The 12,112-nt window shown below is 47.5% G+C and carries 13 protein-coding genes; all 13 read right to left on the minus strand.

What is annotated here, in order from left to right:
- Positions 1–680: 680 nt before the first annotated feature.
- The 13 genes from DWY79_RS02240 to DWY79_RS02300 all read right to left on the minus strand — a co-directional run bounded on the left by DWY79_RS02240 (position 681) and on the right by DWY79_RS02300 (position 12,096).
- Entirely contained in the window at positions 681–1,172 is a 492-nt protein-coding gene (locus DWY79_RS02240) for a hypothetical protein (RefSeq protein WP_122368777.1), read from the minus strand.
- 164 nt (positions 1,173–1,336) lie between these two features.
- Entirely contained in the window at positions 1,337–1,834 is a 498-nt protein-coding gene (locus tag DWY79_RS02245; protein WP_122368778.1) for a hypothetical protein, read from the minus strand.
- An 813-nt stretch (positions 1,835–2,647) separates the two neighbouring features.
- Positions 2,648–2,875, minus strand: a complete 228-nt coding sequence (locus tag DWY79_RS02250) for a hypothetical protein (protein ID WP_122368779.1) — start codon at positions 2,873–2,875, stop codon at positions 2,648–2,650.
- A gap of 164 nt (positions 2,876–3,039) precedes the next feature.
- Entirely contained in the window at positions 3,040–3,267 is a 228-nt protein-coding gene (locus DWY79_RS02255; protein ID WP_122368780.1) for a hypothetical protein, read from the minus strand.
- A 24-nt stretch (positions 3,268–3,291) separates the two neighbouring features.
- Complete coding sequence (locus DWY79_RS22470; protein ID WP_147431798.1) at positions 3,292–3,591, minus strand: hypothetical protein; 300 nt, start codon at positions 3,589–3,591, stop codon at positions 3,292–3,294.
- Positions 3,534–4,019 carry a hypothetical protein gene (locus tag DWY79_RS02265; protein WP_122368782.1) on the minus strand — a complete coding sequence of 162 codons (486 nt, stop codon included), beginning with the start codon at positions 4,017–4,019 and terminating at the stop codon, positions 3,534–3,536. The genes DWY79_RS22470 and DWY79_RS02265 overlap by 58 nt, the downstream gene beginning before the upstream one ends.
- Positions 4,016–4,417 (minus strand): hypothetical protein, encoded by a 402-nt coding sequence (locus DWY79_RS02270; RefSeq protein WP_233563933.1) that lies wholly within the window; start codon positions 4,415–4,417, stop codon positions 4,016–4,018. Before DWY79_RS02270 ends, DWY79_RS02265 begins: the two co-directional genes overlap by 4 nt.
- Positions 4,418–4,834: 417 nt before the next feature.
- A complete protein-coding gene (locus DWY79_RS02275) occupies positions 4,835–5,533 on the minus strand; it encodes a DUF2589 domain-containing protein (protein WP_075965652.1) in 699 nt (232 codons plus the stop codon).
- Between the two features lie 21 nt (positions 5,534–5,554).
- Positions 5,555–5,845 carry a DUF2589 domain-containing protein gene (locus DWY79_RS22910; RefSeq protein WP_229075489.1) on the minus strand — a complete coding sequence of 97 codons (291 nt, stop codon included), beginning with the start codon at positions 5,843–5,845 and terminating at the stop codon, positions 5,555–5,557.
- Between the two features lie 434 nt (positions 5,846–6,279).
- A complete protein-coding gene (locus tag DWY79_RS02285; protein ID WP_117974677.1) occupies positions 6,280–7,989 on the minus strand; it encodes a fimbrillin family protein in 1,710 nt (569 codons plus the stop codon).
- A gap of 22 nt (positions 7,990–8,011) precedes the next feature.
- Positions 8,012–9,577, minus strand: coding sequence for a fimbrillin family protein (locus DWY79_RS02290; RefSeq protein ID WP_075965650.1), 1,566 nt, complete (start codon positions 9,575–9,577; stop codon positions 8,012–8,014).
- A 22-nt stretch (positions 9,578–9,599) separates the two neighbouring features.
- Positions 9,600–11,174 (minus strand): fimbrillin family protein, encoded by a 1,575-nt coding sequence (locus DWY79_RS02295; RefSeq protein WP_122339069.1) that lies wholly within the window; start codon positions 11,172–11,174, stop codon positions 9,600–9,602.
- Between the two features lie 34 nt (positions 11,175–11,208).
- Entirely contained in the window at positions 11,209–12,096 is an 888-nt protein-coding gene (locus DWY79_RS02300; protein ID WP_122339071.1) for a fimbrillin family protein, read from the minus strand.
- Positions 12,097–12,112: the final 16 nt, after the last annotated feature.

Consider the following 12,112-nt stretch of genomic DNA (forward strand, 5'->3'; position numbering starts at 1 on the left):
TAACGGTCTTGACACCTAAAATGTAATTTGCCATAGTAACAATTCTTTTTTTAATGAATGATTTTTATCTGTTGTAATCGATTACAGCAGCAAAGGAAACGAGATAAATAACGCTCTCAAAATAAAGTTGTAAGGGTGATAATTATAGTTGTCATAATGCTCTTGGCCTTATCTCTGATCCGTGTTTTAGCATTAAGTCTCAAGGACGGTTGTCTCCATTTACTCTAATAAATAGTTGTGAGTATGATTTTTTTGATCATAGATGCACTTTAATTAGCGAGCGGGATGGAAGAAATGACTTCTTGCTTGATTTTGAGGATATAAAACTAACAGAACAAAGAAGCAGAGGCTCTTGAAAATGTATGGAAAGGATATGACTGAGTTTATTTTGGCCGGATGTGCTTGTCTAGATATAACATATGTAGTCTTGGGGGGTATCAGGAAAAAATGAATGAGACAACAGGCAGTTAACTAATGAGCAGTGGATACATGGAAGTGGTGTTTATTTATAAGACAGAGAATGGTAGATTGACTATCATGCAGTGATGATTTATTTATACTTTGAGAATGGTAAGTTGACTACCATACAACGATGATTCTAAAAAGGATTTTATCAAACTAGAAACTATTAACACAGAGGTAGAAAACCACGGCTTTCTCCTCTGTGTCTTTGGATAACCTTAAGCCTCAACTACCCCAATCGTCATCGGCGATAAATCCGCTTTCTCCGGCAACTCTACAATCGCAGAAATCTCGATCAATGAGATATCTGTTGTCTTTTGTCCGAAACGTCTAACCCCATAACAAGTGGCCTTTGGGATACTGATAGGAATGTCGAACTCAGTCATCAACTCTAGGCTTTTTGTCGCTTGGAAGTTGCCTCTTGGAGCTTGCCACTGTCCGCTAACGATCTCGCCTCCCATCCACTCTTTCAAGCTGTCATTGTCCATCGGGACGGAGAACTTAAATGTGGTTCCTGCCGCTGAGTAGATCGTTAGGAACGGATATCGTGCTCCCTCGGAGAAATGTTTTACGACCTCTCCTTCCTCGTCCTCGAAAGTTACAGACTCCTTGTAGGGAGCTACTTGTTTGTTTAACTGTGTGGCCATGCCACCGTCTGCCGTTGGTGTGCCGTATTTAACGGTCTTGACACCTAAAATGTAATTTGCCATATTAACAATTTGTTTTTTAGTGAATAATTTTTGTGTCTTATGGTTGATTTATGATAGCTTTTGAATCCATGGCACAGAGAAATGTTATTTATCATTTCTTCTACGCCAAGGATTACTTTTACTTTAATATTATATAAGCCGGTTTATCTATCATTTTTCTGAGACTATGCCTGTTTCTCCGCAACTCCAATCGTCATCGGCGATAAACCCGCTTTCTCCGGCAGCTCTACAATAGCCGAAATCTCGATCAAAGAGATGTCTGTCGTTTTTTGCCCGAAGCGTCTGACTCCATAACAAGTGGCCTTTGGGATACTGATAGGAATGTCGAACTCAGTCATCAACTCTAGGCTCTTTGTGGCTTGGAAGTTGCCTCTTGGAGCTTGCCACTGTCCGTTAACGATCTCGCCCCCCATCCATTCTTTCAAGCTGTCATTGTCCATCGGTACGGAGAACTTGAATGTGGTTCCTGCCGCTGAGTAGATCGTTAGGAACGGATATCGCGCTCCCTCTGAGAAATGTTTTACGACTTCGCCTTCCTCGTCCTCGAAAGTGACTGATTCCTTGTAGGGAGCTACTTGTTTGTTTAACAGTGTGGCCATGCCACCGTCTACCGTTGGTGTGCCGTATTTAACGGTCTTGACACCTAAAATGTAATTTGCCATAGTAACAATTCTTTTTTAGTGAATAATTTTTATCTGTTGTAATCGATTACGGCAGCAAAGGAAACGAGATAAATAACGCTGTCAAAATAATGTTGTAAGGGTGATAATTATAGTTGTCAAAACGCTCACTATTTCATTCTCGATCTGTGTATTTTGTATCTGATAGCTTATTTGCCGCATGTTTCATGATAGCCCATTATTCTATGATAATGTTATCTGTCGGATAAATCGGGAGAAAACGTATGTTATACCAGAAAAAGGTATCAGTAAAGTATTGAAAGTTTGGGCAACGGCACCAAATTTAATCTCTTAAAAAAAATACAATAAGGGCTGTGTCTTGGTGCTGTTATATATGTTGTTGATAATCAGTGTGTAATAAAAATATGTCAATATGGGAGTCAATTACTATCAATGATATTTTGAATTACTATCCATAGAAATCGTGCTTTCTATGGATAGAAAAGCCGACTACTATGGAACCTGTTTTCAAGAAATATACAATAAACAGGATGACTTTCGGCCGGATGCGATTAACACAGAGGAAGAAAAAACATGATTTTATTCCTCTGTGTCTTTGGATAATTTATGTCTTCTCAAGTGAACAACTTACGGCTTGTCAAGTGAATAACTTACGGCTGGGGGTAGCCGTAAGCTTACGAGTTTGGAAGTGATTAGTTATTCACTTGGGAAGCCTTGCGCAAGAGAGTTGGGTGGTTGATTAACTGTCTGTAGAATAGTGTCTTATATAGTAATGTCAAATTCAGTCATCAACTCTAGGCTCTTTGTCGCTTGGAAGTTGCCTCTTGGGGCTTGCTACTGGCCATTAACGATCTCGCCTCCCATCCATTCTTTCAAGCTGTCGTTATCCAACGGATATCGTGCGCCCTCAGAGAAATGTTTTACGACCTCTCCTTCCTCGTTTTCGAAAGTGACTGGCTCCTTGTAGGGAGCCACTTGGTTGTCTAACAGTGTGGCCATGCCACCGTCTACCGTTGGTGTATTGTATTTAACGGTCTTGACACCTAAAATGTAATTTGCCATAGTAACAATTCTTTTTTTAGTGAATAATTTTTATCTCTTGTAATCGATTACGGCAACAAAGGAAAAAGGTATTGTAATTGAATACCCGACATCATTGTTTTAGTAACGATGTCGGGCTATTTTAGGTCTTCCCTGTATTTGTTGGAAAAGTATTAACCTATTTCTTACTTGATATTTGCGAACTCATTGTTTTCCTTTTGCTGCTGTTTCTTTAATTCTTGTTTAGCAGGGTAGGAGAGGTAACGGTTGAAGGTAGAATACGAGATATGGTAATGTGGGTCTACTTCCGTCTCGTAGACATGCCGTTGGGTTATACCGTGACGTTTCTGTTCTAATACCAAGTTCTGGATCTCGATCATGCGTAATAACATGTTTTTGTTTTTGTAGGGCATGTTGTCGTGTTTTTATTAAATATGTCAATTCGTTTGTTTTTGTGAAAGTAATCCGAACAGTTGTTCTTTAGAGGTTATGCGGACGGGCTTGTCTTTATGGCCGCTCACATAACGGGGTGCGTCGGACAGCATCATGATCAGCGTCGGATAAGGAAGGCGCATGATATACTCGATGCTCCATCCCGTGTCTTTCGCGATCTGATAGATCAATCCAAAAGGGCTATGTGGGGTCTCTACGTATCCCTTAACTCCCTTTTCATCTTGGCTCAGATCGTTCGTGGAGTCGTAATCCTCATCCCCGACATGGATCTGATAAAGTTGCAAAAATCATGTGCCCCCGAGAGACTCGCTACCATCATCCATAACTCTGCCATGGCACGGGTATCCAGATGCTTGCGAAGGTAACGGGCCAGAAGACGGTTTCCGATGCCTGAAGGCCGAAAATAAGGAGCTATACCGTAAGCTACTATCTGGCTGGCGGGTAACATGCATTCATGGATCAACTGATGTGATTCTCCAAGTGTTCCCGGTTCTAGCGTAGTGGCTTGTCGCATCATACGTAAGTATAAGCCAGAGATACGATAAAGTGTCTCACTGTTAGGGCGGCGTAAGATTAGTCGTAATACGGGCTTCCCTAGCCAGCGGAGGATACGGGGAGCGGGTAAATCTACCCGCACTCCTTGATCCAATAGTGTATCGACCGTCTTGATCTCTGTCTCAAGAGCTTTTTGTTCTGTTAATCGTTCGTTCATATGCTAGACTCTTTATAAGATGTAACTTCGTTGTTTAGCGGCGCAGAGATATTATCATCAATCTCTACCAACGGCTCGTCAATAATTTTCGTATAGGTATCGATTGTCTCTGCCGAGAACATGCCGTTCCGGTCTATATAATCCACTCGCTGTTTTAGATATGTCAGCTCTTTATCTGTGAAGTCGAAGGTCTTGATACTAGTCATCGCTTCTACGGTCTTGAATGAAATCTCATATTCCCCATTGCCTATAGGGGTAGATACGACCTCCTTCTGTTCTGCATCTGTTAATTGTACTTTCTCCGAGATGGAGATTTTCAAACCAATGTTCATTCGGTTGTCATACATTGGCAACACGTTGTTGAGTATTAATACTCTGTCTTTTAAAGTTAATTTCATAATCAATTAATATTTTAAACATAAATAACCTGATTTATTATCTACATATACCGGATATAACTCGGGAGAAGGACTTAGGGCTTCTAATTGGACATGTGTCATCATTGAACCCACATTTATTTTAAATTTTTGTCAGATTAACTGATTTATATGAAAGATAAACACTTATGGAAGTTTAGAAAAATTTCAGGTAACGATTTGGAGATTGTGCTAAATTCAGTATTTTACAATCTCAGACTCAAGAGACAACTCTTCAATAAACAAAGATACTAATATTCTTATATTAGGAAAAAGTTTCAAAGATATTTGAACTATTGATAGTCGCTACAGGGTTAATTCTTAAACTCGGTAATATCGGCATTTTTGTATGAATTATAAGAACGGGACTTTATCCATCCCGTTCTATATGTTTATACTCTATTTACTGCTTTCTGTATTTATAGGCTCGATACAGGAAGCCATTATATCCATCAGTTTTGACAGACCTTCGGTCTGTGGTTGCTGGCTGGCCGAAACATGTATCTGGTATTTTGCCGTTTGGTTGGTCATGCGGGTGTTCTCACGGGCGGTCGTTACTTTGCCGCTGATTTCTGCGCTTATTAACCAACTCTTCCCGGAAACTTTTGTTTCTACTTTGGCATTAATAGTGCTTTTTACATTTGAGGTATCAGTAACCTCCATCTGGAAATCTACATCCACGCGGTCTATAAGCAGAGAAGGAATAGGCACCAATCCTATAAACGGAGCCTTGACACTTTGTGGCATTGTTGTCATTACTCCATCCTGCTGTATCGGTCTTTTAATATCGAATTCCAATACACGAGCTGTTTTACCGTCGTCATCAAAAGCAATTTGCTTGTAGAAATTCCATGCTGTCGCTGCCAATTCCTGTTGTGCTTCGGCTGCTGCAATAAGTGGAGCTGCAATAAGTTCCCGCATGGGAAGCCCCTTGAATTTGTCAGTCACGTTTGAATCTGCTTTAAGAACTGGAGAAGTTTCTCTGTTTTGAGTCTCTTCCAATGCAGCGGAGATAATTTCTTTCGCCTGTCCGCTTACATTTTCATTCAAGTTTTCCGCATTTTCTTGTTGCCCTTGGTTTAATATTTCTTCTGCTATAACATTTGAATTTTAAAGTTATTAGATGTTTTTTACAAAATCGTCAATGATTCGGGAAATACTCTCCGGAGTCTCCTGAACCTTAAAATTGACGCAAACCTCCATGACATCATCCGCATCCGGTTTTATGTTGCTCATCTGCATCTGGAGATTGGCTCTGTGCGGACTGGATAACAGCAAGTTGTTTTCCGGGATCTGTGATTCCACGCTTCCGACCTTCGCCTTGAACTTTATCTGCACATTATCCATTGCAAGATAATGATGGGATATCAAGGCTATAAGTGGAATATCAATAGTCTTGTCTCCAACCATGATTTTTTTTCGATTGGAACGTATTTGCGTTATTTGCATTTGTTCCTTCAAAAAGTCTGGTCAGATTTTGTATCTGATGATTCTGCAATGTATCTTGTGCACAGTTTACGGCGTATTGCAAACCATTCATAATATCAGAGAATGAATTGGTTTGAACACTGTCCGGCTCATCGTCATTATTTTTCTTGCCTCTGTGAAAAAGTCCCATGTTTTTAATTTAATTACTTGATTTGTTGTCTTTAATGAGCACCAATCTTGACAATGTCCGGCTTACAGCTTCCATATTTACACTGGAGTCTATATTATTATTGACAATGCCTTGATGTCAAAACCTATATGGTGGATTCTCCGTGTGTTCCATCACGTCCTCCTTTCTTTATTGGGGTTATACTTCGGTTCTTTCCGTTGCGGGCGGAACTTTTTCCGCCCGACGTTTACTGCTTCCTCAAGGTGGGCAATGCTCCGGTGAGTTCGTAACGCCACTCTGAACCTGCGTTCTGCAAGGCGGTGTTCATGGCATCGACGGCTTTCTGCCAGGTAACGTCAGTGCCGTCTACCTTCGTGACTTCGGTGTCGGTGCCTACCTTATTGTAGCCGATGCCTTGTTCCTTATTATTCTTCCAGTAGCAGGCGGTCACGGTGGTGGAGTTATATCCACAAAAGCCGCCGATATACACATTGACGGTGCTACTACCTGTACTGGTTACGTTGCCCGTGGCATAGCAGGCAAGGATGCGGCTTCCTCCGTTGAATCCCACCGCACCGCCGACATCGATATTATTTATGGGGGCTATTTCTAAGGTCACGTTGCCCGTGGCATAGCAAGCGGTCATGGTGGCATTCGAATTCGTCTGACCTGCCACGCCGCCGACATCGACCGTTCCCTTCACTGTGGCCGAGGAACTGCATCCGGTGATGGAACCGCCCCATTGAGCCCCCACCACACCGCCGACGTACACCGTGCCGCTGACGCTGCCCGACACCGAGCAGTTTTCAATAGTGCCCCGGCTAAATCCTACCACGCCACCGGCCTGGCTCGACCCGTGATTGCTTGTTATCTGTATGCCTTCCATCACCACGTTCTTCACCGTACCAGCTCTATTGAGATAGCCGAACAGACCCACAAATTGGTCATTTGTCGTAACGGCCAGCCCCGTGATGGTATGGCCGCCGCCGTCGAAAGTGCCTTTGTATGAGTTATCGAAGCTTGTGCCTATCGGCGTCCAGCCTTTGCCCGTCAAGTCAATGTTTTTGTCGAGGGTAATGTTAATGTCGGTCTTACCTCCGTTCACTAAATCGGCTACATGCATCAGGCCATCGGCGGATGTCACGGTGTAGCTGCCGTTGCCCTCTATGGTATATCCCGGGTCTTTTGCCGCAGTGAGGGAGACTGTGTAGGTATATTCACCGCCCGCCTGCCAGTCGGTAGCATTCTTCATCTTATAGACGAAGGTCTTGCCGTTAGTGAAGGTGCAGGTAATGAAGGCCGTGCCAGCTACCACACTTTGTGGGGCTACGAGGGCGGTGTAGGTGTTGCTACCCTTGTCATACGGGGTGATTTCGGCCGGGTTGCCGCCTTCGGTGGAGAGACCCGTCAGCCGCACAGATGCCAGCCCCTCGGTGTAGTCCGTCAGAACGATGGTTACCCGCGCCGTGCGGTGGGTGAAGCGGAGCGTGGGGCTACCATAGGTCACCGTCTGTCCGTCGGCTACGATGAGGTCGCTGCCCTCGAAGTCTTTCCGGGCACTTTGGTTGGCTTTTACCTTCACAGCAGAAGGGGTTGTCTCGCCAGCGGTGTAGGGCCACCACGCTGTGACGGTGATGTCTTTGCGGTTGGTCCAGTAGTGCGGGTCGGTGGAGGTCAGCGTGGCGCTGGCGGGGTCGGCGGTGGTGAGCGTCACGTCGTATGCCTTCACCGTGCCGTCCATCAGGACTGCCACGCTCTGCACACCCTCCCAGTCGCCGTCCACGGTGGAACGGGTATTGGCGATGGCTGTCGCAGCGGGGTTCAGCCCCGTGGCGGTAAAGACGATGGGTGTGCCTTCCGCCCCTTCCTGCAGGAAGCCCGCTTCGTCCTGCGTGCAGGCGGCAATGCCGAGCAGCAGGGCTATGGCTGCAGATGTATGGATGATTGTTCGTTTCATGATGCGTGTTGTTTAGGGTTCGTTATTGTTTCTTTTGCAATACGGGCAGACCGTCGGTGCCGAGTACCCACTGGTAGTCGCCAGCGGTGAGGGCGGTGTTCATGCCGTCGACGGCTGTCTGCCATTTCACTGTCGCGCCGTCCACCTTCGTGGCATCTACCTTTTCTCCATGATCACGGAATACTCCTTGCCCGACATTGCCTCCCCAATAACAGGAAGTTATAATTTTGTAGTTATAACGCACTATAGCTCCGGATTCATACTCTTTCAATGTGCCGTCGAACCAGCAAGCGGTGATTCTGCCATAATTTAAATCGGCTATACCACAAGTTCTACCATATGCAGAAATTTTTCCCGTCACAGAGCAGGCAATGATTTGGCCATTATTTTGCTCCACTATTCCAGCTGCTGATCCACTATTGCCATACAGATTCACATCTATGAGTTGTAAGTTCTTTATCACTCCACGTTCATTTAATAACCCAAAAAGTTCAGTAGTCGCTGCTGAAAAGTTTAATCCCGTAATGCGGTGTCCCTGCCCATTAAAGATGCCGGAGTAACCTGGCCATGTGCCTATCCGTGTCCATTCCCTACCCGTCAGGTCGATGTCGGCGGTGAGGGTGCAATTTATTGATTCATCTTTTTGTACGGCTTTGTTCCATGCCAGCAAGCCGTCGGCGTTATAGACCGTGTAACTGCCGTCGTTCTGTATAGAATAACCCAAATCCTCAGCCTCACCGCTCTCGCTGCCACCGTCAGCCCAGTCACCGATAGTGCAGCCATCTAATGTCAGGCCAGTGGCGTTCACCTTAACGGTATATTTATAGCGACTGCCTGCTGCCAACACGACGTTGTTCTGCGGCCGGAAGTAGAAAGTGCCGCTGCCGAGTTCCACCCTGATGAACGGCTTGCCTGCCACAACGGTCTGCGGAGCGGTCAGTGCCTCGTAGGTGTTGCCGCTTGCGTTGTAGGTCTTGATGGCGGTCGGGTTGCCGTTATCGGCAGACAGGCTTACGAGGCTCACCGTGGCACCGGCGACGCTCGTGAATCCCGTGCCGGGCTTCAGATCGATTGCCACGCGTGCCGTGCGGTGGGTAAATTCAAGTGTCGGGTCGTCAAATTTCACCGTCTGGTTTTCGGCAGAGATGAAGTCGCTGTTCTGAAAGTCAGCCAATTTGCTCTGGTCTTCGGCCACCTTCACGGCAGGCATCTGTGTGATGTCGGCATTATCGAAGGGCCACCATGCCGATACGGTAATCGGGTCGCGGCTGGTCCAGTAGTGCGGGTCGTTCTCGCGTGAGAGTGTGGCACTCTTGAAATCGGTAGAAGCCGTTACGGTGTATTCCTTTACCGCATCGCCCGTCTTGAGTGCCACGGAAGTGACGCCCTGCCAGTCGCCGTCCACGGTGGCACGGGTTGATGGGGCTGCCTGCGGCGTTGCCTCTACGGACAGTCCGGTGGCACGGATGACTACGGGGTATTCTCCTTCGGGCAGACGGTTATCGTCGGCAAGTTCGTCCTGCGTGCAGGCGGCAAGGCCGAGCAGCAGGGCGATGGCTGCGGATGTATGGATGGTTGCTCGTTTCATGATGCGTGTCGTTTAGGGTTCGTTATTGTCTCTTTTGTAATACGGGCAGACCGTCGGTGCCGAGTATCCACTGGTAGTCGCCAGCGGTGAGGGCGGTGTTCATGCCGTCGACGGCTGTCTGCCATTTCACGGTCGCGCCGTCCACCTTCGTGGCATCTACCGTTCCTCCTTCAATACGGAATACTCCTTGCCCGGCATTGCCTCCCCAATAACAGGAAGTTATATCAGCGTAGTTATAACGCACTATAGCTCCATTGTTAGACTCTTTCAATGTGCCGTCGAACCAGCAAGCGATGATATCGCCATAATTTGATTCGGCTATACCACAAGTTCCACCATATGATGCAGAAATTTTTCCCGTCACAGAGCAGGCAATGATTTGGCCATGATTTCGGCCCACTATTCCAGCAGTATTTCCACTACTGCCATACAGATTCACATCTATGAGTTGTAGGTTCTTTATCACTCCACGTTCACTTAAGAGTGAACCCAAAAATCCAGTATTATTCATTGCTGAAGAGTTAAATCCTGTAATGCGGTGTCCCTGCCCATTAAAGACGCCGGAGTAGAATGTAAATATGCCTGACCGTGTCCATTCCTTACCCGTCAGGTCGATGTCAGCGGCGAGGGTGCAATTTATCGATTCATCTTTTTGTGAGGCTTCGTTCCATGCCAGCAGGCCGTCGGCGTTATAGACCGTGTAGGTCTTGGTGTTGCTGTCGTAGATGTAGCCCAAATCCTCGGCTGTGCCGCTCTCGCCGCCGCCGTCAGCCCAGCTGCCGATGGTGCAACCCTCTAACGTCAGGCCGGTGGCGTTCACCTTGACGGTATATTTATAGCGGCTGCCCGCTTCTAATACGACGTTGTTCTGCGGACGGAAGTAGAAGGTGCCGCTGCCGAGTTCCACCTTGACGAATGGCTTGCCTGCCGCAACGGTCTGCGGGGCGGTCAGTGCCTCGTAGGTGTTGCCGCTTGCGTTGTAGGTCTTGATGGCAGTCGGGTTGCCGTTATCGGCGGACAGGCTCACGAGGCTCACCGTGGCACCGGCGACGCTCGTGAATCCCGTGCCGGGCTTCAGTTCGATTGTCACGCGTGCCGTGCGGTGGGTAAATTCAAGAGTCGGGGTGTTAAATTCCACCTTCCGGTTCTCAGCAGAGATGAAGTCGCTGTTCTGGAAGTCAGCCAATTTGCTCTGGTCTTCGGCCACCTTCACGGCAGGCATCTGTGTGATGTTGGCATTGTTGAAGGGCCACCATGCCGATACGGTAATTGGGTCGCGGCTGGTCCAGTAGTACGGGTCGTTCTCGCGTGAAAGCGTGGCACTCTTGAAATCGGTAGAAGCCGTTACGGTGTATTCCTTTACCGCATCGCCCATCTTGAGTGCCACGGAAGTGACGCCCTGCCAGTCGCCGTCCACAGCGGCACGGGTGGAAGAGGCTGCCAGCGGCGTTGCTTCTACGGACAGTCCGGTGGCACGGATGAATACAGGGTATTCACCTTCGGGCAGACGGTTATCGCCAGCAAGTTCGTCCTGTGTGCAGGCGGCGAGGGCGAACAGCAGTGCGGTGGCTGCGGGGATAAATAATCTATGTCTCATAATTCTTTATTCTAATCGATTAATTATTAACATCCTACAGGTCAGCGCCCACTTCTCCGCCGTCTATATCGTTCCACTTTGCAATGGTGGCTTCGCTGACTTCAAGGACTTTGTTGCGTACCTTGACGGTATAGGTATAGTTGTTGCCCGCCTGCAGTGCGCCTTCGGGCACGGTGAGTGTGGCATGATATTCCTGACTTTTGTAATTCACAACCAACGGCAGGGATGCAACTGTCTGCGGGAAGAGGATGATCGATGACGTGAGAACGCCGTCTGCCAAATTCATGGCCAGTTCTCCGGTCTGTGCCCCGTTGTCTGCGGTGGCAATACCGTCGGCCGTGTTGAACGTACCGGTGAGTAACAATCCGTCCAGCGTGTAACGTTCAGGCTTGACCACGCTGAAATCCACGCCGTCGCCCGCCTCGAAGGTAAGGGTTATCCGGCTCATGCGGTGGTGGAAGGAGTTGTCTTCACCGCCTTTGCCGGTTTTGTCGGTGAAGCTCACTACCGGGCTTTTTTTGTCTCCCGTGGCTCCTGTGGCAAAGAGGAAGTCAATGGCAGACTGGTTCTGCTGCGCCGTGGCATCGGTCGTGGCTGCGAGGATACCTCCCGCCGCGTTGTACGGATAGTAGGCGCGGAAAGTATGGGTCTTTGTATCTTCGATATAGATGACCTTTTTTTCTGCCTCAAATTTCCCATTTTTCAGGATGAAAGGCACGTTGCCGTACTGGGTGTCGTTGCCGATGTCGGTGATGCCGATACGGTCGCCGTTATCCCAGGTGGTTCCGCTGGCGCGGGTGGCGAGGGCGATGTCGGCGGTAAACTGGGCGGCCACTGGGTCACCGTTCAGGTTCTCGTTGTCGTTGTTGCAGGCTGCCAGTGCGAGGACGAGCGTCGCAAGTGCAAAAAATCTTGTCTTCATTATATCTGTCATTATA

This window comes from Parabacteroides sp. AF27-14, assembly GCF_003635425.1.
In the GTDB taxonomy this organism is placed as follows: domain Bacteria; phylum Bacteroidota; class Bacteroidia; order Bacteroidales; family Tannerellaceae; genus Parabacteroides; species Parabacteroides distasonis.

Bases quoted from the DNA above. Each gene is read 5' to 3' on its own strand.
- DWY79_RS02240 (WP_122368777.1), bottom strand. From the start codon at position 1,172: ATGGCAAATTACATTTTAGGTGTCAAGACCGTTAAATACGGCACACCA.
- DWY79_RS02245 (WP_122368778.1), bottom strand. From the start codon at position 1,834: ATGGCAAATTACATTTTAGGTGTCAAGACCGTTAAATACGGCACACCA.
- DWY79_RS02250 (WP_122368779.1), bottom strand. From the start codon at position 2,875: ATGGCAAATTACATTTTAGGTGTCAAGACCGTTAAATACAATACACCA.
- DWY79_RS02255 (WP_122368780.1), bottom strand. From the start codon at position 3,267: ATGCCCTACAAAAACAAAAACATGTTATTACGCATGATCGAGATCCAG.
- DWY79_RS02265 (WP_122368782.1), bottom strand. From the start codon at position 4,019: ATGAACGAACGATTAACAGAACAAAAAGCTCTTGAGACAGAGATCAAG.
- DWY79_RS02270 (WP_233563933.1), bottom strand. From the start codon at position 4,417: ATGAAATTAACTTTAAAAGACAGAGTATTAATACTCAACAACGTGTTG.
- DWY79_RS22910 (WP_229075489.1), bottom strand. From the start codon at position 5,845: ATGGTTGGAGACAAGACTATTGATATTCCACTTATAGCCTTGATATCC.
- DWY79_RS02285 (WP_117974677.1), bottom strand. From the start codon at position 7,989: ATGAAACGAACAATCATCCATACATCTGCAGCCATAGCCCTGCTGCTC.
- DWY79_RS02290 (WP_075965650.1), bottom strand. From the start codon at position 9,577: ATGAAACGAGCAACCATCCATACATCCGCAGCCATCGCCCTGCTGCTC.
- DWY79_RS02295 (WP_122339069.1), bottom strand. From the start codon at position 11,174: ATGAGACATAGATTATTTATCCCCGCAGCCACCGCACTGCTGTTCGCC.
- DWY79_RS02300 (WP_122339071.1), bottom strand. From the start codon at position 12,096: ATGAAGACAAGATTTTTTGCACTTGCGACGCTCGTCCTCGCACTGGCA.